The following is a 23,354-nucleotide window of genomic DNA, read 5'->3' as shown; positions in this document are numbered from 1 at the left end:
ATCTATTAATTAAAAATATTATTGCTATTGTGATTGTAAGCACTTACAATTATATATAGTTACTAGAATAGTACAAGGGGGGAATGGGAAATGAAGAAAAAAACATGGTTAGGCTTAATTTTCTTGGCCATTTTTTCTTTGATTGTTTCGGGTTGTAATTTCAGCTCATCAACTGAAGAGAAAGACGACAAGAAAGAGGATGAAAAAGAAGCAGACGGCAAGGTTGCACAAGTACTTAATTTGAGTGCAACGGCTGATATTCCAACATTGGATTCAACAAAAGCGCATGACGCTATTGCATTTGACGTTTTGAATAACGTGAATGAGGGGCTGTATCGTCAGGATCAAAGTAACCAATCTGTTCCCGCGCTCGCAGAGAAGCATGAGAAAAGTGAAGATGGCATCGTTCATACATTTACAATTAGAGACGCGAAGTGGAGCAACGGCGAACCTGTAACAGCTGCCGATTTTGAATACGCGTGGAAACGTGTTATGAAAGAAGCTGGTGCATATAATTACATGCTTGTTACTGCAGGCATCAAGAATTCCGAAGCTATCATGAACGAAGAAATGGATGCTGCAGAACTTGGTATTAAGGCAACAGGAGAAAAAACGCTTGAAGTGACACTTGAAAGTGCAAATCCATTATTTGAAACATTACTGGCATTCCCGACATTCTTACCGCAAAATCAAAAGTTTGTAGAAGAGCTTGGAGATCAGTATGCACTCGAAGCTGACAACATTTTAGCAAATGGTCCATTCAAACTTGTTAACTGGTCACAAGAACAAAGCTGGAAACTTGTTAAAAATGAAGATTATTGGGATGCAGGCACAGTGAAAATTGAAGAGGTAAATGTATTTGTCGTTAAAGACCCGTCTGCCGGGGCGAATTTATATGAGACAGAGAAAATTGACCGCGTCAAATTAACTTCTGCACTTATCGACCAATATGTTGAGGATAAAAACTTTAAAGTTGAAAAAGACTCAGGTATTGTCTTCTTACGCTTTAATCACAACCATCCAGTGCTTAAGAATTCAGAAATTCGCCGTGCGATTGGAATGGCAGTTGACCGTCAAGGTTTGACAGATGTTATTTTGAAAGACGGTTCTTCACCAATTTACGGAGTAGTTGGAGAAGGATTTTACTTCTCGCCTGATAATAAGGATTACCGAGAGTTAAATGGAGACTTCAATAAAGGGACTCCTGAAGAAGCAAAAGCAATATGGGAAAAAGCTTTAGCTGAAGTTGGACAAACAGAATTGACAGTGTCACTCAATATTGCTGACTCGGATGAAATGAAAAAAGTAGCTGAGTACTTACAAGCGCAGCTTGAAGACAATCTTCCTGGATTTAAGCTTGATATTAAAGCTGTACCATTCGCTCAGCGTCTTGAAATTGAAAAAGCAGTCGACTATGAACTTTCTCTTTCTACATGGGGACCAGATTATAGTGACCCGATGACCTATTTAGATATGTGGGTAAAAGGCAGTTCTTCAAACCGTATGGATTATAGCAATCCAAAATTAGATGCATTAGTTCATGATGCACGCGGTGAGACGGATTTAAGCAAGCGTTACGAGATGTTGCTTGGTATTGAAAAGGTTTTGTTGGAAGAAGATGCAGCAGTTGCGCCTCTTTATCAACGAGGGTCTGCAATTCTTGTACGTGATAAAATCAAAGATTTAGCTAAACATCCAACGGGTGCTGAATTCACTTACAAATGGGCTCACATCGAATAAACATATGATTTAAGCAACAGATAAGCGAAGGTGTGTCCAACTGGAGCATCTTCGTTTTCTGATTGATAAATAACTTGAGAAAAGAATATCTATTTAATCTGAGCGAAGGCGCCTTACAAGGGTTAGCCGAAGCAAATTCAATGGGATATTTTATATCAACCTTTATAGAAGGAAAATCAAGAGCTTTTTAAGGAATTGGGGTGTCCGATTTGAAGCGCTACATAGTAAAAAGATTCGGGTTTATGATTATTACATTGTTTATCATTATCACAGCAACGTTCTTTCTTATGCAATTCCTTCCGGGAACGCCGTTTACAAACCCGGAAAAGTTATCTGATAAGCAACTCGTTATTTTAAATGCCAAATATGGATTAGATCAACCGGCAGCAATCCAATACATTCGCTATTTAGGGAATTTAGTACAAGGCGATCTTGGCTATTCATTCCAATATGAAGGTCGAACTGTAAAAAGTATGATCGTTAATCGTATTGGCCCTTCTGCGCTCATTGGTTTACAAGCACTTGTATTTGGGACGATTGTAGGGCTAGTACTCGGTATTATTTCTGCATTACGACATAATACACTTCTTGACTATGGTGCTGTGACACTTGCAGTACTCGGGATGTCTATCCCATCGTTCGTTTTTGCAGCATTGCTACAATACTTCATTGGGGTGAAGTATGAATTATTACCTGTTGCTTTATGGGAAAGTTATGCGAGTACCATTTTACCGTCGTTCGCACTTTCAGTAACAGTTATCGCAACGGTCGCACGTTTCATCCGAAGTGAAATGCTCGAAGTATTAGGACAGGATTATGTGACGATAGCAAGAGCAAAAGGCTTGCACGAATCCACGGTTATGGCGAAACATGTCATTCGAAATGCGCTAATCCCTGTTGTTACGATGCTCGGTCCGTTAGCGGTATCGATCATGACAGGAACATTAGTTATTGAAAAGATATTTTCAGTACCTGGTCTCGGGGAACAGTTCACATTGTCAATTATGGTCCTCGATTATAGCGTAATTATGGGAATTACCTTGTTTTATAGTGCGTTGTTCATATTCGTTGTCTTTATTGTTGATATTTTATATGGTCTTCTGGATCCTCGGATTGATTATAAACAGGGGGGACAGGCATGAACAAAATCGAAAAAGATTCGTCCATTCAAAGCAAATCTACGGATAACTTTAAAATGAATACAGATGGAATTACAGCTGATCTATTCGTGCCCGCACCGCTGGATCCAATGGAACTGGAAGACATCAACTCGCCATCTGTCTCATTTTGGCAAGAGGCATTCCACCGATTATTTAAGAATAAGGGAGCAGTTATTTCACTGGTTTTACTCGTATTGCTAATCATTTTGGCCCTAATAGGTCCCTTAATGAATGAACATACGTACCGAAGTCAAAACTTGGTTCACTCTAATTTACCTGCAAAAGTCCCTGGACTTGGGTGGCTTGGTTTTGATGGAACAGATATAAAAGGTGTAGATGTTTATGAAAAAAGAAATATAGAAGCAAATTACTGGTTCGGGACAGATGAATTTGGCCGGGATTTATGGACAAGGGTATGGAAAGGAACGCAAATCTCACTCTTCATTGCGCTTGTTGCTGCGGCTTTAGATTTAGTTATTGGTGTCGTTTATGGCGGTATCTCCTCCTTCTACGGAGGCAGAGTAGATAATGTTATGCAACGAATAATTGAAGTATTAATGGGAATACCGAATTTGATTATCATTATCTTATTCATACTCATTCTTGAACCGGGTATTACGTCCATTATTTTAGCGATGGTGATAACCGGGTGGGTAGGAATGGCACGTGTTGTACGCGGACAAATTTTGCAATTGAAAAGTCAAGAATTTGTCCTAGCCTCCCAAACGCTCGGTGCATCAAATTCTAGATTGATTTGGAGGCATTTATTGCCAAACGTAATGGGGCCGATTATCGTTACCATCATGTTTACAATTCCTACAGCCATATTCTTCGAAGCCTTTTTAAGTTTCATAGGCTTAGGATTGCAGGCGCCACAAGCATCGCTTGGTGTGTTAATTGAAGATGGTTATAAATCTATGAGGTATTTCGCATACAAGCTACTTTTCCCGGCACTTGTAATAAGTACGATTATGATTTGCTTCAATCTACTCGCTGATGGATTACGTGATGCGTTAGATCCGAAAATGAGAAAATAGGGAGTGGGTCTTTAATGAATGAAGAAATATTGTCAGTCAATAATTTACACATTTCCTTCCAGACCCAAACAGGTGCGGTTAAGGCAGTAAGAGGTGTGAATTTTAAGTTAAACAAAGGTGAAACGTTGGCGATTGTTGGTGAATCAGGTTCAGGGAAATCCGTTACCGCAAAGTCAATTATGCGTCTTTTACCAAAGCATAATACCTTAATTCCACAAGGGGACATTACTTACGAGGGGCGGGATCTTTTAAAACTATCGTTAAGTGATATGCAGAAGGTAAGAGGCTCAGAAATATCAATGGTGTTCCAAGATCCAATGACTTCCTTGAATCCGACGATGAAAATCGGGAAACAAATTATGGAGGGCCTCATAAAACATCAGAAGATGACAAAAAAAGAGGCCAAACAAAGAGCATTTCAAATGCTTAAAATGGTCGGTATACCGAATGCTGAAGAACGCCTAGATGGATATCCGCATCAGTTTTCAGGTGGAATGAGGCAGCGTGTTGTCATAGCAATGGCGCTTGCTTGTAATCCAAAAGTATTAATAGCTGACGAGCCGACAACAGCTCTCGATGTAACAATTCAAGCTCAAATCCTGCGGTTAATGAAGGACTTGCAAGAAAAAATGGATACGGCAATTGTTTTAATTACGCATGATCTTGGCGTTGTCGCAAACATGGCTAATCGAGTTGCTGTCATGTATGCGGGTGAAATCGTGGAGCAAGGGACGCTAGATGAAATTTTTTATAAACCACAACACCCGTATACGTTAGGACTTCTTCATTCCATGCCTAACTTGAATGCCAGTCGATCCGAGCCACTTATTCCTATTCCGGGTTCACCGCCAGACTTAGCAACACTTGGTACAGGCTGTCCATTTGCTGCCCGTTGTCCGTATACGATGAAGGTCTGTCATAACTTCCATCCAGAAACGACGCAGCTTGGTGAAAGTCACTCAGTTTCATGTTGGCTGCAAGATGTGCGAACGCCGGCCGAACATGTCCCGGAAAAAGTTAGGAGTGTAAAATAATGAATATGAATGAAGATTTATTAGTCGTTACAGAATTGAAAAAACATTTCAAGCTTAATAAGAATAGTACATTAAAAGCCGTTGATGGAATTAGTTTTACGATAAAAAGAGGGGAGACGCTGGGTCTTGTTGGTGAGTCAGGATGTGGGAAATCGACAGTCGGGAGAACCATTACTCAAATTTATGAGCCTTCGAGTGGCGAAATTCTTTTTGCTAATGAAGTAGTCCATTCAAAACGCGGTAAACAAGAGCAAAAAAAGAAGAAGCGCAATATGCAAATGATTTTCCAAGATCCCTATTCTTCATTGAATCCGCGTATGACTGTTATGGAAATCATTTCAGAGGGGCTAGTCATTCATTCAGCCGAGTTATCATTGAAAGAACGAGAAGTAAAAGTGAATGAGCTGTTAGAGCTCGTGGGCTTGAACAAAAAACATTCGCAAAGGTATCCTCATGAATTCAGCGGAGGGCAAAGGCAACGTATCGGTATTGCACGTGCCTTGGCCGTTGAGCCAGAATTTATTGTCGCAGATGAACCAATCGCTGCACTGGATGTATCGATACAGGCCCAAATCGTCAACTTATTGAAGAAACTCCAAAAAGAAAAAGAGCTTACTTTTTTATTCATTGCGCATGATTTATCAATGGTGAAATACATAAGCGACCGAATTGCAGTTATGTATTTAGGGAAAATTGTGGAGTTAACGGAAAGTGAAACGCTTTATGAGAAACCATTGCATCCTTATACAGAGGCTCTACTTTCAGCTATCCCATTGCCCGATCCGAACCTGGAGCGCTCTAGAAAACAAATTGTCCTGAAAGGTGACGTCCCTAGTCCAATCGACATTCCAAGTGGATGTAGGTTCCGGACGAGATGTCCGAAAGCGATGAAAGTTTGTGCGGAGCTTGAACCGGCGTTTATGGAAGTAGAGAAGGGCCACTATGTCGCCTGTCATTTGCACGATGAAAAAGTAATGTCCCGACAAGATGCAGTTCCAATTAATGTAGAGTTGTCCTGATTAGCAGGGGCAACTTTTTTGTTTGCTAAAGATCGTTTAAGATAACGTTATCTACTAGCATAATCCCTATAAATGTAATATCTATAATTAATTAAGCGAAGGCGCCTTAAAAGGGGTAGCCGAAGCCCTAAGACTGGCAGCAAAGCTGCTTGGCTTATGGCGGGAGGCATCCCCGAGCGCCGCAGCGGATTCAATGGTGTTCTAGATTTCAACCTATACAGTCTTATTATTAACACAATCATTTCCTGTCTAATACTACCTATCTACTTAATAACAATAAACTTACGAAGGGATTGATACAATTGATGCAGTGGGAACAATTTGAAAAGTTTATAGTGGAAGTAATGGAAAAGGAACAAATACCGGGTGTTGCAGTTGCACTTTCGAAAAACGGACAATCCATTTATGAGCGAGGATTTGGGACAAGGAATTTTGAAACGAATGAGCCGATCACCCCAGAAACGATTTTCGGAATCGCATCAATCACAAAATCATTTACCGCACTTGCTATTATGAAACTGGCAGAAGAAGGACGTTTACAAGTTGAAGACGCGGTGATCGAGCATCTTCCTGAATTTCAATTAGTCGATTATGCCGATATGGAGGATATAAAAATACGTCATCTCCTTTCTCACACAACAGGTCTTGCAACAATGGAGCGAAAGGAACAACTCACGAAATTCGATGAACATCTTCATTATTTAAACGAAAAAGCATGGAGCTGGGTAGGGAAGCCTGGGGAATATATGTGCTATAACAATGATATGTTTCTCTTACTGGGCGCAATTATTGAAAAAATAACTGGCGAAAATTATCAGGCATATATCAATAATCAAATTATAAACCCCTTACAAATGACCAGAACGACATATAATCTTCTTGGATTACAGAGTTTTGAAAATGTCACAACACCATATGTGCTGGAGGATGGTAAGCCGGTAGCATGTCCGTGGCCGACGTTAGGAAATTATGCCGTTGGGGGTGGTATTCGGTCGACGGTAGTTGATTTGTTGAAATACGGAAACATCTATGTGGATGTACTTGAAAGGAATATTGTCAGTAGGGCGTATACTTCACAAATGGCACAACCCGTTCATCAAACGAATGGCAAGAGTTTTTATGGGTTTGCCCTTCAAACGACTCCAAATTACTCAGCGGTTACATTAGTCGAACATGGCGGAGGCCAGCCGGGTGTATCTTCTAATTTCGGTTTCATTCCAGAAAAGGGAATTGTTGCTGTCGTTTTAGCGAATATGAGCGGTGTAAGTGCCGACGCAATTTGGCTTGCGGCTGTGAATACTGCATTAGGTATCCCAATCGACCAAAAGAGAAACACAGAGCCTGAATTTGAAATGACTAAAGAACAAAAACAGCGTGTACTCGGGACATATATATCAGCTGAAGGGTCCCAAGTTGATATTTCATTAGAAGATCAAACCGTCATGGCAACAATTGATAATAAAACCTACACACTTCGCGCAAGTAACGAGACAACACTAATAATTATGCCGCTCGAGAAGCCGATTCGGTTCTTTATTGATGAAAAGAATGATGCATGGGCACTATTTATTGGGCTAAGAATGCTAGTAAAGAGTAGGTAGTAATCGCGAGTATGTATATAGTGAAATATTCCATCAAACACGCATCGGCTACCTCTTGTAAGGCGCATACGCTCAATTTATACAGGTATTCATAAGTATATATGTTGAATTAAAAAATACTATTGAATCTGTTGTGGCGCTCAATAATGAGAGAGGTGTAATTCGGGGAGTGGATTGTAGAACGCTTGGCGCTTTGGGGATGCCTCTCGCCCTAAGCCTGGATTGGCGCTTCGCATCCAGTCTACGGCTTCGGCTACCCCTTTACCGCGCCTACGCTAGCGTTGTTCATTATTGAAGAGAGTTATGATTCGGAGTGTATATGCCGAGATTATAATGTGATTATTTTTTGAAAGTGATTTAGTTCAAGAAGGACGCACTAGAGATTGCAGGTCTCATTCCGATAACGAAAAGCTCTTTCTCACATAGTCCATCCAGCGAAGGCGCGACTTCGTGGTAGCCGGAGCGATAAGACTGAAAGCGGTCTCCTTTCTGGCTTATCGCAGGAGGCATCCACAAAGCGGCGAAGCGGTATTGGTAGGAGTTCTAGTATTAGAACTTTTCAGCGGCCTCCCAAAACCCTTTGTAAAGCGCATATGCCGTATTCATTTGTTCGACATATATAGTTGTTTTTAAAATACAAAAAGACCAGGTCTGCAGAGACCTGGTCCATTCATAATCGCATGTTATCATTTGCGGATTTTTTCGATTTCATCCGCAACGAATTGTACATTTGTGCCAACAATAACTTGAATACTTTGTGGCCCTACCACGTTTATCCCTGGTACGCCTGTATCTTTAATTTTCTTTTGGTTGACCGCATTCATATCTTTTACTTCTACACGTAAGCGTGTTGCACAGTAGTCAACGGAAGTTACGTTAGCGTCTCCGCCTAAGCCATCAAAAATCGTAGCGGCCATGCCTGAGAATTTATTACCTGTTGTAGTACTTGCTACTCCGTCTACGTCCTCATCTGCTACATCCTCATCGTCTTCTCTACCTGGTGTTTTTAAGTTGAATTTCACGATTAAGAAACGGAATAGGAAGTAGTAAATGACTGCAAAGACTAAACCTTGAACGATTAACATATAAGGTTGATTAGCAAGTGGTAATCTGAAACTCAAGACTAAATCGACAAAACCAGCACTAAATCCAAATCCTGCTGTCCAGTGGAACGTAGCGGCAATAAACAAGGATAAACCTGTTAACGCAGCATGAACAACATAAAGAGCTGGTGCCAAGAACATAAATGCAAATTCAAGTGGTTCTGTAACACCTGTAAAGAATGCAGCGAAACCTGCTGCTAACATCAAAGATGCTGCTTGTTTTTTTCTTTTTGTTTTAGCTGTATGATACATTGCAAGTGCTGCAGCTGGTAGCCCAAACATCATAATTGGGAAGAAACCTGCCTGATACATACCGGTAACACCCTTCGTGCCTGTTCCAGCCCAGAAGTTACCAATGTCATTAATACCAGCAACATCAAACCAAAATACGGAGTTCAATGCATGGTGTAATCCGGTAGGGATCAATAGTCGGTTAAAGAAGCCGTATAATCCTGCACCAGTAGCACCTAATCCACTAATACCTTCACCAAAACTAACTAAAGCTGTGTATACAATAGGCCAGATAAAGAATAATGCTGCTGAAGCGACTAACATAGCGGCAGCTGTCATAATGGGAACTAAGCGTTTTCCACTAAAGAAGGCAAGTGCATCCGGTAACTGTACATGACTAAAACGATTGTACATAATGGATGCGATAATTCCAGACAATATCCCGATAAATTGGTTTTCAATTTTTTCAAATGCAGGATTTACATTAGCAATATCCGTGCTAAGTAACATAGCTACCGAATCTGTTGATAGCAATGTCGTAGTTACGAGGAAAGCGACCAAACCACTTAACGCGGCAGAGCCATCCTTATCTTTGGACATACCCAGTGCTACCCCGACTGCGAAAAGAATAGACATATTTTGGCTGTCGAGAATCGAAGACCCGGCTTTGATTAAGAAGGCAGCAAATACGTTTCCTGAACCCCAACCATCATGGTCAATCCAATACCCGATTCCCATTAAAATTGCCGCAGCAGGTAATACAGCTACAGGTAACATCAAAGAACGGCCAAGCTTTTGAAGGTATTTCATCATGTTAAACTCACCCCTATTCATAGTTTTTAGATAGTTTGTTCGGAAGAATATATATGATGACGACTCATGTTGGCTTTATTGTTTTCTTAATCGTTCAATATGAAGTGCGATATAGCCCAACTCTTGTTCATGCAGCTCGACTGCATGTAACACAACTAATTCCTTTGCAACCTCGGTTGCACAATTATATGAAAGAGGAAACTTCTTTTTAATCATGACCAACATTTCCTCATCCATCGTGTGAAGCCCATACTGATTCATTCTTGTTAGGGTGGAGCGAAGATGCGTAATTAGGCGATGATAAGAAATATCGTCCTCTTCAATCGTGATCATTAAGTGTTCCTTGATTGTTTGGACCATGTCTCTAATAATCGCCGTTTGTCTTACGGTTTGATGCAAATCACCTCCTTGCGGTTTCATGGTATGGATATGAAGGGCAATATAAGCGGCTTCATCCTCAGGCATGTCCACTTGACATCTTTCTTTTATATGTTGGATTGCCCAAAGCCCAATTTCAAATTCTCTTCTATAAAGTATTTTTATTTCATGCAATAACTTATTATTTAGATGAATACCATCTCTAATTCTTTCGATTGCAAATGACAGATGATCAGTAAGGACGATGTGAATATGCTCGTTTAATTTCGTGCCCATATACGCCTCTGCGTATGTAATAATTTCTTCTGAGATGGTGAAATGCTCTTCTGGAATTCGACTTAGAAGCTGCTGTAACTTGTCATTCTCCCTCATAACAAATAACTTTTCGATTTTTTTGACATTCACAATATCGTTGCGTTTCTTATTAAAAGCAATCCCAGTGCCAACAGCAATCTTCTCATGCTGGCCATCTAGTACGACGACAGCGTTATTATTGAGAATCTTTGTTATTTTCATCGAAAGTCACCGCCTCTTTTCACTGGATATACTCATGCATTACTTAGTGGAAATTGTCATTAACACTGTTTCTCCCATGATGCCTTCTTTTGCAACTTCGCACTTTACATTCCGTTCCGCACTATTTGTAATCACGATGGGTGTTATAATGCTTTTTGCATGTTCGCGAATATAATCCCAATCTACTTCAATAAGTGATTGACCGACTGAAACTGCGTCGCCTGCTTTGACTAATACTGTAAAGCCATTTCCTTTTAATGAAACCGTTTCCAATCCGACGTGAATAAGAATTTCTGTCCCATCACTTGAACGGAGGCCAATGGCGTGCTTTGTATCGGATACTAAGATGACAGTTCCTTCTATAGGAGCATGAATACTACCTTGCTTTGGCATGATAGCGACTCCTTCGCCCAACATTTTTTGGCTAAAGACTGGGTCCGGAACTTGGTCAAGTGGGATTATTTCTCCATTAATAGGTGCGAATATCTGTAATTTACTCTTCTTGAATAATTTTGATAGCATGTCTGTGGACTCCTTTATTGTCGGTGATGTAGGGCTCGTATCCCTCGATTTATATTGTGCAATCACAACGAGCAAACAAGAAAAGGCATGGGGTAAAAAAGAAGATTTTAAAAAAACCTTCTAAGTTTACCACCACGCCTGATCGAGTCAGTAACATGTGATCCGCTATTAAACTTCTATTCGGATAATAACATTTAATTTATTATAATGCAATAGAAAAATAAACTTTTTTTTACAAGGTTGCAATCTTATAGTCCTATTGGTTTATTCACCGAAGGGACTTATGCTTTTCTTATTTAGATTTTAAGCTGATAAGGATGAGTAAAATTCCGCCAAAGAGGCAAATCATCCTTACGAATGAAATTTTTTCAGTTAGTCCAACCAATGCTATTCCTGTCGTAATAATTAAAATACATGGACCTACTAAGGCCAGTAGGGTGTTGATATAAAAGGCTTTTTCTAAATCATTAAATTTAAACATAAACATTGCCGCTGTAATATCAATACTTCCTGATAAAATTCTCAATAAAATTATGAAAATAAGTGCTTTTTCCATCAATGAATAAGACGCCTCCACCCTTTGTTATCCAGCTATATTAGCCTGCCCCTAATCGTAGTTACTAAAGTGTATGTTTGCTTTCCTTCTATTAGTAGAGAAAAATGAAAAGCCCTTAGACAGGCTTTACGGCTGAGATTAGAATCTTTCTATTTTCACCACCTTGAATTAGAGAAGTTTTTTTGAAGAACCCCTGGATGTTACAAAGTAATAAGGTGTTTATTCTCGGCTTGGACAAGTATCAGAATTAGTACCTATCTATCAAAATGATTACATTACATATACTCATGAAGCTGGAAGTCTGAGCGATTCTTGCAAAGAAAGTAATGGTAATTTGAAAATGCTGAATTAATAAATATTTTGTGGTAAGCTAAATAGAATTAGCTGGCTAGGGGGTCTCCAAATTGAGAAATTTTAATGGTTTTGAGATAGATGACATTGTTCCTTCAACTAATAGAAATAAGTCCTTATCTGGAAATTTGTCAAGTAAGATTAATAGTTTTCAAGTTCTATGTATTTATAACCAAAAAATAAAGCCTAGTGATAATGGTTCTGAGGAATCGCTTTATAAGAATATTATTCAGGGAAATATAACAAATATGCCAGTTGTCCAAAATAACTTCAAATCTAATACATTTATTATTTGGGAGCAATCCTATCAAGAAAATGAAAAGTTATTTATAAACTTACGCCTAGCAGCTAGAAATAATTTAATTTTGCGTATAGGTGAAAATATTGTTGGTTACTTAATAAAAAAATATGAAGGCTATCTTGGAATTCCTATAAAAACTCATTCGAAATTAAATGATAAAGGTTTTATAGATCACTTGATACAAAAATTCGATTCCATTTTGAAAAAGGATACATTTTTGAATGAAAACCTTATTTGGGAAGACTTTTGCAATTGGTTTAGAGTTTATCTAACTGATTGGATTCTTGAAGATATAGAAAGTTCGATTGGCTTTAGTGAAATGGAAAAATTAGATAAAAGCGAATTGAACGAGTTATTTTACAAGTCTATTACTGAAAGTTTTTCGGAAGACTTAGCGTTCATGGAGAAATTCACAAAAATAATAAATAATTATACACTAGCGTGGATAAAAAAAGTGATGTCCTTAATGGGGATTGATGAAATTTCGGTCGAGGGAATAATGGAACTGCTTGATGTTAAAGAAGAAGCGCAGTTAGATAAGCAGTCAGGATTGGTAGTGAAAAAAGATATTACATTTACATTGATTGATCAAGGCAACTTACTTGTGATGAGTAATGCACCTTATCAATTGGTAAGGGAAGCACTTTCTAAAAAGAAATTTATGAGTTATGAGCACACGCCTTGGCCAACAGTTCGATTAAGTAAAGGAAGTGTCGAAGGAATAGTACAAATAATCCCATGCAAATATAGCGACAAAGTAATATCAATTGATGACACTACAGTTCAAAAGGCTTGGAGTCTAACAAAGGAATTATCGGAACTGGATGTTGATATATTTGACGCACTTTGTTGTTTTTTTTTATCCAAGGCAAAGCATCATAAAGATAGTATAGAAATTCATCTTGATGATTTGTTATCCATTCGCGGTTTAAAACAAAAACTGGGGGGGAGTGGTCGAAGAGGTGGATATGAAATTGATCAACGACAACAAGTTTTGAAAGCGCTCTCAAGAGTGCAGAGTTTGTGGATTGATTTGGAAAAAGCAATTGTTTATAAAAAAGGAAAGCCTATTCAGATGAAACTACAAGGACGCGCGTTTATTTTTAATAATCAAAATGGCGATCAGCATCATATAGAAGAACAACCGATGGAAAAGAAGTTTGTGTTTACTATCGGTGAAGTATTTTCCCAATATCTTTACGGATCAGGGAGACAGGTCGCACTACTTCCCGTACAAGCGTTACAATATAATCCCTATCGACAAAGATGGGAAAAAAACCTCATTAGATATTTAAGTTGGAGGTGGAGAACCCAAGCAAGAAAAGGAGACTATTTGCAGCCCCATAAAATAAGAACCCTATTAGATGCGACAGGTAAAGAAATGAACGAGCGTACACCGTCTCGTACGAGAGATAGATTGGAACAAGCTTTTGACACATTACTTGAGGATGGGGTCATTGCAGCGTGGCATTATGAGAAATGGGATGAATCGATTGCATCTACTAATGGGTGGTCCCGAATTTGGGGAAATTCAACGGTTCTGATTGAGCCCCCCGTAACAATTAAGGAACATTATCGTCCGATAGAAAGAAATCGAAAAGTTCAACGTAAATCTCCCGAACAACCAAAGTTCATGGATAAGCAAAGAGATGTGGAACACATCGGTGAACAAATTAGAGCAATCCGAAAAAGTTTTGGATTTACTTTATTGCAGGTATCAGAGGAATTAGATATATCAGTTTCCTATTTAAGTAATATTGAAAGAGAAATAAAAATGCCATCAAATAAAATACAAACACGTATGATAAAGTGGGTGGAATCTCTTGGGGGAAATCTTCTGTCGACATAACATGAAATTTAAGCTCAATGAAGGCAATGAAGCAGTCTTATAGGAGAGACAGTAGAAGAATCTTGTGCACAGGTAAGCATTGTGCATGGGGTTCTTTTTTATTGCTGCGTTCATATTAGTCGTTTGTCGGGGTTGGTATGTACGGTTGTCGGGCTTATTGAGATCATAAATAATCTGGAGCTTTTTTTAACCCTTGATATGAAAGGCGTTATCGTCATTTATTTAATAATTTCACAGCTTAACAATTAAATTAACTCAGTTGATTTAATTTTCAGAATAAAATAACTCAATCATTTAAGATTACTAATAGGATATTCATTAATATAAGAAGGGGTGTTGAGAAATGACTCATGAACCGGCTTCACATTTAACGCTAGAACCATTATTTAATCCTACCTCTGTAGCGGTCCTAGGAGCATCTGAAAATAAAGGGAAAATAGGGTACATGCAAGTGAAAGCATTATTGGATGGGAAATTTAAGGGCGATATTTATCCGATAAATCCGAAATCGGAAATGATTGAAGGATTAAGATGCTATTCTTCTCTATCAGAAGTTTCGAAGCAAATTGATTTAGCGATATTCTGTGTAAGCGCTAACAGGGTGAAGTCAAGTCTTGAGGAGTGTGTTCGAAATAAGGTTAAAGCCGCAATTATTTTTGCTTCGGGGTTTTCCGAGGCAGGAGAAGAAGGGATCAAAGAACAACAATCAATTTGCAAAATTGCCAAAGAGAGTGGCATTCGACTTATCGGTCCAAATTGTGTGGGGTTAGTGAATACTACTAATGGATTAATCGGTACTTTTTCGGCGGGCCTCACAAATATCCCTTTAAATGATCAAAAAAGTGTAGGTTTTGTTACACAAAGTGGCGCATTTGGAGTTTTAACTTATATTGCAGCTGCCCAGAGCGGGCTTAGCTTCAATTATTTTGTGAGTGTGGGAAATGAAGTGGAAACGGAATTTTCAGATGTAATTGAGTATATGATTCATGATCCGAAAACTAGCGTAATTAGTGGCTATTTAGAAGGAGAAAAGAATCCTGGGAAATTACGACAGCTTGCGGAACAAGCATTAACTATAAATAAGCCAATCATTATTTTGAAGACAGGGCGTAGTTCAGCAGGTATTAGGGCGGCGGCCTCTCATACGGGTTCATTAGCGGGTTCAGATAAAATCTATGATGGCTTTTTTAAACAAACCGGAATTGTTCGGGCAGATGATTATGAAGATATCATTTCTTTCTCTAAACTATTTCTCACAAAAAAACTACCAACAGGTGGAAATACTGTAATTGTTACGAGTTCAGGTGGTCGAGGAATTAATGAAGCGGACCGTTGTGAAGCTTACGGACTTAAAATTAACCCTTTGAAAATTAACGTTCAGGAGGAAATAAAACGCAATATCCCGCCATTTGCGAGTACTTCCAACCCGATAGATTTAACAGCAGCTGCAGCTGTTTCAAATCCAGAGTTATATCTTGAACCCCTTAGAGTTCTTGCTAATGATCCAGATACTGATATTATCATTTTTACAGAATTTCCGATGCGGTGGAAAGCAGATGATCCATTGCTGAAAGAGTTTATGGACCTGTGCAGAAATTCAAATAAATTCATTTTAATAACAACTTTTCCGTTAGAAGGAATGTCTATTCCGGCATCGGCCTCTGAGCTGGAGAGAAATGGAATCCCTGTCATTCCGGGAAACTTAAATCCTATACGAGCCCTTGCGAAGTTAGTTAAATATAGTGATAAATACAGAAAAGCCAAACAAGGTACTATTCAAAAAGTTCCGGAAATCAAGGGGGAAATAGAGTTGGCAGATTTATTACTACCCGGGATCAAATTAAGCGAATCCCAAGCCAGTGATATATTGAATTCATATGGGATTCCGACAACTACTAGAGTCATTTCCACCTCGGAAAAAGAAGCTATTCGTTATGCGAATGAGATAGGATATCCTGTAGTCCTAAAAGTTGATTCGCCGGATATACTCCATAAATCAGAAGCAGATGCTATTAGGTTGAATATAAAAAATGAACTAGAAGTACGTAACGCTTTTAAAGAAATTATTCGGAATGCAAAAAACTATGATCCGAATGCTGAAATCAATGGTGTTTCAGTACAGGAGATGTTACCCGAAGGAGTCGAAGTGATTGTAGGTGTAACAAATGACCCCGTTTTCGGACACGTTATTATGTTTGGTCTAGGTGGAATATTTGTGGAAGTTTTTCAAGATATTTCGTTTAGAGTTGCACCACTAACAAAAAATGATGCTTTTGAGATGATTGAAGAAATTAAAAGCTACAAAATCCTTAAAGGAGCTCGTGGAAAACCGCTAGTCGATGTAGATGCGATTGTCGATGTTTTATTAAAAGTATCAGCATTAGTTTCGGATTATGGTGATTATATAGATGAATTGGATATAAATCCTCTTATTGTATACGAGAAAGGAATTAAAGCAGCAGACGCTATGCTTGTAGTCCGAGATTCGGTAAATCAGACAACATTAGTAGGGGGGTAAATTAGGTGGATTTAGATAAAAGTATTATTGGTTTATCAGGGAAATCATTTATTTTTGAAGTAGAGAAAAGACATGTTCGACAATTTGTAGAAGCAATCGGTGATTCTAATCCATTATACCTTGACGAAGAATATGCTGCCAAAACAGCATATGGAGGACTGATTGCACCTCCCACCTTTCCAATTGCTGTTGCGTCGGAAGGTGGAGAGTTGCCAATTGAACTTGATACTAGACGAATGCTACATGGGGAACAGGAATTTATTTACTACCAATCTATTCGTCCGGGAGATCATCTACACTGCCAAATGAAGATAGCTGATTTATATGAGCGTGTTGGTAAAAGTGGGAGCATGCAGTTCTTAGTACTCGATACTGAAATGAGGGATGGTACTGGAGAGATGGTGGCAATCAGTCAAATGACGATTGTGTATCGGAATTTGGCCAACTAAGAAATGGAGGGAATCGAATGGTGTTGGAATTTGAGTCACTGAAAGAAGGACAGCAGCTTGAATCATTAACAAAGCAAACGATTACAAAAGTGCAATTAGTGAAGTATGCAGGTGCTTCAGGAGATTTCAATCCGCTACATACGGATGATGAATTTGCTCAAAAGGTTGGAATGGATGGCGTAATTGCCCATGGCATGTTGGTGATGGGGTTTTTGGGTGAATATGTCATGGGGATCGCTGGAGATTTTGCCGAACCTTCTCGATTTCGTATGCGATTTGGTGCAGTGACCAGACCAGGTGACCGAATTACATGTTCAGCAATTGTAGAAAAGGTTTATGAAGTAGTTGGTGAACGCTTTGTTGATTTAGCATTAAAAGCTGAAAAAGCACCTGGTGAGGTGGTTGGTTCCGGTAAGTCCACATTACGTTTTCGTTAAGAAAAATCCAAGTAAATAGAAATACGGAGGTTTTATCATGGGGAAAATAGCTGACCGCTATGCAATTGTTGGAGTAGGAGAAAGTGAACGTTCGCGAAAGTCTGGAACAACTCCACTGCATTTAGCATTAGATGCTGCCAGAGCAGCCCTTAATGATGCTGGTCTAGATGCTCGAGATATTGATGGGTTTATGAGTTATAACGAGAATGACTCTTGTACTTCCCATCAGTTGGCAACCTATCTAGGTGTCCGTCCGAAGTATGTTAAGGATATTTTAGGTGGTGGGAGCAGTACGGAGATGTTAATAGCAGATGCTGTCGGACTAATTGAAACGGGACAATTAAATACTGTTTTAATCTTCCGCTCTATGAATGGTAGTTCAGGGCAACGTGTGGGTCGTGGATATGATCCTGATATGTTACAAGAAGCTTTACCAGGTGGAAGTTATATTATTCCATATGGTTCCGCAAGCCCTTCACAGTGGTTTGGTATGTTTGCAACTCGTCATATGCATAAAACGGGAATTACTAAAGAACATCTTGGGCATGTTTGCACAAGTTTCTATGAGCATGCGCAAAGGAATCCAAAAGCATTTTTGCATGGTAAACCTTTGACAATGCAACAGTATCTAGAAACTCCGGATATCAGTTATCCATTTAATATACATGATTCTTGTCTTGAGTTGGATGAAGCAAACGCAATTATTGTGACATCGGCGGAGAGAGCTAAGGATTGTAAATCAAAACCTGTATATATTATGGGGATGTCAGCTAGGCAGTGTCATCCACATGCTCATTATTGGTCCGATTTGGACCAGGTGGCTTCGGATTATGTGGCAGCTGAATTGTATAAGTCTGCCGGTGTGAAGCCGGAAGATATTCAAGTTGCTTCTATCTATGATTGTTTTAGCTGGGTAGTTCTTCGTCAACTTGAAGCGTATGGTCTTGCGCCTAAAGGGGAAATCGGAAACTTTGTTGCAGAAGGTAATCTGCGGATAGGTGGCAAGTTGCCAACCAATACAGCTGGAGGGATGTTATCCGAAGGCTATACACACGGTATGAATAACGTGCTAGAAATTGTTAGGCAATTGCGCCATCAGTATAAAGGAACAGATCGTCAAGTGAAAGAATGTGAAATTGGCATATGTACGGGCTGGAGTGGTCCAGATATTGCCGGTGCAATGATACTTAGAAATTAGGAGGGATGACAATGGGATACCAAAAACCAGTTCCACTCAAAAATCAAGATAACAGTCCTTATTGGGATGCGGCCGATCGCCATGAGTTGAGCTTGCAAAGATGTGATAGTTGTCATGAGTATGCACATCCACCTGGACCAAGTTGTGCAAAGTGTGGAAGCACGGAACTTAGCTGGATAAATCTTGGCAGTGATGTAAAAGCAAGAATTTATTCGTATGTCATTTCCTATCGCCCATTCTTACCTGGTTTCCAGGATGATTTGCCATTGATTATTGCGCAAGCTGAGTTAGAAGAAGTACCAGAAGTAAAAATTACATGTAATGTACTGCAGTGTAAACCAGAAGATATTGAAATTGGCATGCCTGTTCAAATGATATGGGAAGGTATCTTGGAAGACAGAGCCCTTCCGCAATGGATTGCAGTCAAATAGATAACTCCATAAGGAGGAGGGAAAATTTATGGATTTCTCATTCACAAAGAAAGAAGAAGAATTTCGTTTGGAATTAAGGACATGGCTAGAAAATAACCTACCAGCAGGATGGTTAGAAGGAAATAGAAAATTGCCCGAAGAAGTGGATGAGTACTCAGATTTCTTGAGAAAGTGGCAAAATACTCTATATGAAGGTGGATGGGCAGCTATTGCTTGGCCGAAAAAGTATGGGGGGCGAGATGCTACATTGATGGAAGAAATCGTCTATCAACAAGAGATGGTACGTGTAAAGGCACCACCACTTGTCAATTATATAGGTCTTCACATGGTTGCTCCGACATTAATGCAAATAGGCACTGAAGAACAGAAAGAGCAGTATATTAATAAAATACTCACCGGAGAAGAAGTCTGGAGTCAAGGATACTCAGAACCAAATGCTGGATCGGACTTATCCGCTATTCAAACGAGTGCTGTAAAGTCCGGTGATCGATGGATTATTAACGGTCAGAAAGTTTGGACGAGTTTTGGCCATTTGGCCGATCGATGCTTCTTACTAGTTCGAACAAGCCATCAAGAAAAAAAACACAAAGGAATCACTGTATTTCTCTTGGATATGAATCAACCAGGAGTTGAGACTAAACCGATTGTGCAGATGGACGGAGAGCAAGAGTTTAATGAAGTGTATTTAACCGATGCAGTTGCATATGACACTGATATGGTAGGTGAGCTTGATGAAGGCTGGAGAGTCATGATTGCCTTGCTCATGCATGAACGTACAGGTATTGGAGCTCAATTATTTACGTTAGAGCAACAGTTTGATGAATTAGTGGCGTTAACAAAAGAACTTCGTGTAAATGGACAGCCAATGTTAAAAGATCCTTTTATACGTCAGAGGATGGTTAGTATCTATATTCGTTTTCGTGGTTCTCTATTGAATTATTATAGACACCTGACAAAAACGCTTAAAGATGGTCAACCTGGTGCGGAAGGTTCAATGGATAAGCTAATGGTCAGTGAATTAACAAAAGAGTTATTTGGATTTGCTATGTCGATTCAAGGTCATCAGGGCGTTTTATGGAAAGAAGATGCACTTGTGAACTCTAGCTGGCAAGAGAAGTTTCTTCAGTCATTTGGAATGACGATTGGCGGAGGCACAAGTGAAGTTCTCCGCAATACAATTGGAGAGAGAATACTTGGTTTGCCAAAAGATTTGGGGCGATAGATTAAATGGAGGTGTGGATCATATGGACTTTTCGTTAAATCAAGAACAAGAAATGTTTCGTGGGTTTGTTCGCAAATACTTAAATGACGTTGGACAAACCAAGGTTGCTAGGGAGTTCATTAAAGGGGATACGAAAGCGTTACAATCAGTCTTTTCTGGTTTGGCCGAACTTGGTTGTATGGGTATCACTATTTCAGAAGAATATGGAGGTCTAGGTCTCGAAGCATTAGACCTCGTGCCTGTCTTCGAGGAAATCGGAAAAGTGATATTGCCAGGAGCTTATTTGGAAACAATGGCTTTGGCGGTCCCGCTACTTGAGAAGTATGGTTCGGAAGGACAGAAAGAAAAGTACTTAACGGATATTGCATCAGGATCTAGAAGTATAACCCTTGCTTGGTTAGAACCGAAGAAAGACTACAATCCGGATGAAATTGAGTGTTGGGCACGATTAGATGGCGATGATTTGATTATAGATGGGATTAAAACATTAGTTCCTGATGGGGATCTAGTTGATACAATTCTACTTCTCGTTCGGACGGATGAAGGTAAAGAGGGAGATGGGCTATCCCTAGTGCTTCTGGATCGCACAAATGAAACAGTAATTAAAGTACAACAATGTATAGATGAAACGCGTCACCTAACTGAGTTAACCTTTACTAATGTAAGAATTTCGAAAGAACAACTACTTGGCTCAATCAATCAAGGGTGGCCAATTTTACAAGAGGGATTACTATACTTGAATGCAGCGCTTAGCAGCATGATGGTTGGAGGTATGGAGCGGGTTGTTGATATGGCCACAGATTACGCAACTATTCGCAAGCAATTTGGTCAACCAATTGGTCGCTTTCAAGCAATTAAGCATCGGATTGCAGATATGAAAATGGACTTGGAAGCAGCTCGTTCTTTAAGTCATTACGCTAACTGGGCACTTGAAAATGACTATGAAGATCGTGAAGGCGCGATACACAGTGCAAGATCTTTTTCAACAGAAGCTTTTATCCGCATAGCTTCGCAAAATATCCAAATCCATGGTGGAATTGGGTTCACTGAAGAAATCGATTGTCACCTATATTTGAAGCGTGCTCGGTTCTTTGAAAATTATCTTGGTTCAACTCAACATAACAATGAACAGGTAGCTTTAGCATTAGGATGGTAATATAAATCTACTTATCCCAACCATTAGAAAGGGTGAATTAGTTTTGATCACTGCAAATGAATTGAAAAAGTATCATAATCTAATAAACGGGGATCAAACTCCAGCATCTACGGGAGACATGTTAGATAATATTGACCCTTCAACAGCCAAGGTTTGGGCTAAAATACCAAGAAGTACTATAGAAGATGTTGAAACGGTCGTAGCTTCAGCACGTAAAGCTTTTCCAAGCTGGGCGGAACTACCTTCTATAGAACGTGCAGAATACATGAGGCGCATTGGTGATTTACTAGCCGAGCATGGTGAGGAATTATCAGCGTTGGAAACAAGGGGAAATGGGTGGGTCATTAGGGAAACTAGCTATGGTCTTATTCCTGCGCTGAAACAAATATGGTATGATGCCGCGGGAGCCGCGTCTGAAGGCAGTGAAGGTGAAACGATTCAAATGGGAAAGAGTAGCTTCGGGTGTACACTGCGTGAACCTTTAGGGGTAGTGTTAGGGATAACGCCTTGGAATGCACCATTGTTTACATTCACGATAAAAGCAGCCTATGCTCTTGTAGCAGGTAATACAGTAATAATTAAACCATCAGAGCACGCAGCGGCATCTTCACTACGTTATGGTGAATTGTTAGCCGAAATTCTACCTCCAGGTGTACTTAGTGTTATTTCTGGTTTAGGTAGTGAAATAGGAGATGCTTTAGTTAGTCATCCAGAAATCAACAAAGTGAGCTTAACTGGTTCTGGAACAACTGCTAAGGCAATTGCTCAAACTATAGCTGGAAATCCTAAACCATTAATATTTGAACTTGGAGGAAAGTCTCCAAATATTGTTTTTGCAGATGCAGATTTAGATAAAGCGGCTGATGGAATAACCGGAAGTATTTTTACAGGAAACGCAGGGCAATTATGTGTCGGCGGTTCCAGAATACTTATTCAACGATCTATCTTCGCGGAGATGATAACACGCATAAAAGGAAAAATGTTGAATCCAGAAATAACGAGACTGGGTGACCCAATGAAACCGGAAAGTACAATGGGGCCAATCGCTAACTTGGCGCAGTATGAGAAGGTTTGTTCTTATATTGACTTAGGTGTAGAAGAGGGAGCTGAAATAGTCTTTGGTGGAAGACATGGTGGAGAAGTTGTCTTTTCTGACCAGCCGCAACTATCCGATGGTTATTGGGTTGAACCAACATTGTTAAAGGTTAACAGTAATTCCCTTCGCATCTGTCAAGAGGAGATTTTTGGTCCGGTTGCAACTGTTATGCCTTTTGATACAGAAGAAGAAGCGGTTGCAATTGCAAATGATACCTCTTTTGGTTTAGGTGCAGGGGTATGGACGAATGATCTGAGTCGTGCCCATCAGATGATTCGTAGAATATCGGCAGGCAATATCTGGGTGAACACTTATGGTAGGGTAGGTCCTGGATTACCATTTGGTGGATTTAAAGAAAGTGGATACGGCACCGATTCGATACTAGAATACACGCATAAAAAAGCGTGTGTTATTGAGCTAGGATAGTAAATTTAAGGGCAACTATACAGTTGCCCCATTTTTATAATGAAATTGAGAAGTTGATGACGTTAATTTAAGTGAATTAATTCTTGGTCGCTCTTTTCTAAGTGAACTGTTTGGGGATTAAGTTGAAGTGAGTATTAAATTCTGAATAAGTGCTCCGTATTCAACACTTTTTTTGCTGGTTTCGATACGTTTGTTCAATGTGGAAATGGA

General features: G+C 39.5%; 19 protein-coding genes. 15 read left to right on the top strand and 4 right to left on the bottom strand.

The features are described 5' to 3' along the window. The first annotated feature begins 90 nt into the window (after positions 1-90). The 6 genes from ACGLYD_RS11040 (at position 91) to ACGLYD_RS11015 (ending at position 7,591) form a co-directional block, all read left to right on the top strand. Entirely contained in the window at positions 91-1,740 is a 1,650-nt protein-coding gene (locus tag ACGLYD_RS11040; protein ID WP_399632957.1) for a peptide ABC transporter substrate-binding protein, read from the top strand. Between the two features lie 209 nt (positions 1,741-1,949). Then, positions 1,950-2,882: an ABC transporter permease gene (locus tag ACGLYD_RS11035; RefSeq protein WP_399632954.1), complete on the top strand. Its 933-nt coding sequence runs from the start codon at positions 1,950-1,952 to the stop codon at positions 2,880-2,882. A gap of 53 nt (positions 2,883-2,935) precedes the next feature. Further along, entirely contained in the window at positions 2,936-3,937 is a 1,002-nt protein-coding gene (gene opp3C, locus ACGLYD_RS11030) for an oligopeptide ABC transporter permease (protein WP_067213991.1), read from the top strand. 14 nt (positions 3,938-3,951) lie between these two features. After that, positions 3,952-4,971: an ABC transporter ATP-binding protein gene (locus ACGLYD_RS11025; protein WP_338656178.1), complete on the top strand. Its 1,020-nt coding sequence runs from the start codon at positions 3,952-3,954 to the stop codon at positions 4,969-4,971. Between the two features lie 5 nt (positions 4,972-4,976). Then, positions 4,977-5,990, top strand: a complete 1,014-nt coding sequence (locus ACGLYD_RS11020; RefSeq protein ID WP_340742624.1) for an oligopeptide/dipeptide ABC transporter ATP-binding protein — start codon at positions 4,977-4,979, stop codon at positions 5,988-5,990. A gap of 305 nt (positions 5,991-6,295) precedes the next feature. Then, complete coding sequence (locus ACGLYD_RS11015) at positions 6,296-7,591, top strand: serine hydrolase domain-containing protein (RefSeq protein WP_399633191.1); 1,296 nt, start codon at positions 6,296-6,298, stop codon at positions 7,589-7,591. A 686-nt stretch (positions 7,592-8,277) separates the two neighbouring features. On the opposite strand, the gene nagE is transcribed toward ACGLYD_RS11015, so the two are convergent. The 4 genes from nagE to ACGLYD_RS10995 form a co-directional block, all read right to left on the bottom strand. Continuing rightward, the gene (gene nagE / locus ACGLYD_RS11010) at positions 8,278-9,738 is read right to left on the bottom strand and encodes an N-acetylglucosamine-specific PTS transporter subunit IIBC (RefSeq protein ID WP_399632951.1); all 1,461 of its coding nucleotides are present in this window, start codon (positions 9,736-9,738) and stop codon (positions 8,278-8,280) included. 75 nt (positions 9,739-9,813) lie between these two features. Further along, the gene (locus ACGLYD_RS11005; protein ID WP_187045214.1) at positions 9,814-10,632 is read right to left on the bottom strand and encodes a PRD domain-containing protein; all 819 of its coding nucleotides are present in this window, start codon (positions 10,630-10,632) and stop codon (positions 9,814-9,816) included. A 39-nt stretch (positions 10,633-10,671) separates the two neighbouring features. Beyond that, entirely contained in the window at positions 10,672-11,154 is a 483-nt protein-coding gene (locus tag ACGLYD_RS11000; RefSeq protein WP_187045213.1) for a PTS glucose transporter subunit IIA, read from the bottom strand. A gap of 292 nt (positions 11,155-11,446) precedes the next feature. Continuing rightward, positions 11,447-11,710, bottom strand: coding sequence for a YqhV family protein (locus tag ACGLYD_RS10995; protein ID WP_067213988.1), 264 nt, complete (start codon positions 11,708-11,710; stop codon positions 11,447-11,449). Positions 11,711-12,114: 404 nt separating this feature from the next. Here ACGLYD_RS10995 and ACGLYD_RS10990 point away from each other — a divergent pair, with 404 nt between their 5' ends. From ACGLYD_RS10990 to ACGLYD_RS10950, 9 genes are all read left to right on the top strand, one after another. Continuing rightward, on the top strand, positions 12,115-14,211 hold the full coding sequence (locus tag ACGLYD_RS10990; RefSeq protein ID WP_399632947.1) for a helix-turn-helix domain-containing protein: 2,097 nt from the start codon (positions 12,115-12,117) through the stop codon (positions 14,209-14,211). Between the two features lie 343 nt (positions 14,212-14,554). After that, complete coding sequence (locus tag ACGLYD_RS10985) at positions 14,555-16,729, top strand: acetate--CoA ligase family protein (protein WP_399632944.1); 2,175 nt, start codon at positions 14,555-14,557, stop codon at positions 16,727-16,729. A gap of 5 nt (positions 16,730-16,734) precedes the next feature. Next, positions 16,735-17,178: a MaoC family dehydratase N-terminal domain-containing protein gene (locus ACGLYD_RS10980; RefSeq protein ID WP_399632941.1), complete on the top strand. Its 444-nt coding sequence runs from the start codon at positions 16,735-16,737 to the stop codon at positions 17,176-17,178. Between the two features lie 17 nt (positions 17,179-17,195). Then, positions 17,196-17,615, top strand: coding sequence for a MaoC/PaaZ C-terminal domain-containing protein (locus ACGLYD_RS10975; protein WP_187045209.1), 420 nt, complete (start codon positions 17,196-17,198; stop codon positions 17,613-17,615). Between the two features lie 37 nt (positions 17,616-17,652). Continuing rightward, positions 17,653-18,813 carry a thiolase C-terminal domain-containing protein gene (locus ACGLYD_RS10970; protein WP_340763750.1) on the top strand — a complete coding sequence of 387 codons (1,161 nt, stop codon included), beginning with the start codon at positions 17,653-17,655 and terminating at the stop codon, positions 18,811-18,813. An 11-nt stretch (positions 18,814-18,824) separates the two neighbouring features. Continuing rightward, positions 18,825-19,244: an OB-fold domain-containing protein gene (locus tag ACGLYD_RS10965; RefSeq protein ID WP_338656187.1), complete on the top strand. Its 420-nt coding sequence runs from the start codon at positions 18,825-18,827 to the stop codon at positions 19,242-19,244. Positions 19,245-19,272: 28 nt separating this feature from the next. After that, positions 19,273-20,466 (top strand): acyl-CoA dehydrogenase family protein, encoded by a 1,194-nt coding sequence (locus tag ACGLYD_RS10960; RefSeq protein ID WP_187045206.1) that lies wholly within the window; start codon positions 19,273-19,275, stop codon positions 20,464-20,466. A gap of 22 nt (positions 20,467-20,488) precedes the next feature. Beyond that, positions 20,489-21,622, top strand: a complete 1,134-nt coding sequence (locus tag ACGLYD_RS10955) for an acyl-CoA dehydrogenase family protein (protein WP_399632936.1) — start codon at positions 20,489-20,491, stop codon at positions 21,620-21,622. 43 nt (positions 21,623-21,665) lie between these two features. Then, positions 21,666-23,144 (top strand): aldehyde dehydrogenase, encoded by a 1,479-nt coding sequence (locus tag ACGLYD_RS10950; protein ID WP_222617985.1) that lies wholly within the window; start codon positions 21,666-21,668, stop codon positions 23,142-23,144. Positions 23,145-23,354: the final 210 nt, after the last annotated feature.

It is taken from the genome of Sporosarcina sp. SG10008 (assembly GCF_044569405.1).
In the GTDB taxonomy this organism is placed as follows: domain Bacteria; phylum Bacillota; class Bacilli; order Bacillales_A; family Planococcaceae; genus Sporosarcina; species Sporosarcina psychrophila.
Note: the sequence above shows the minus strand (reverse complement) of the source record. Positions and strands in the feature narration are given on the sequence as shown.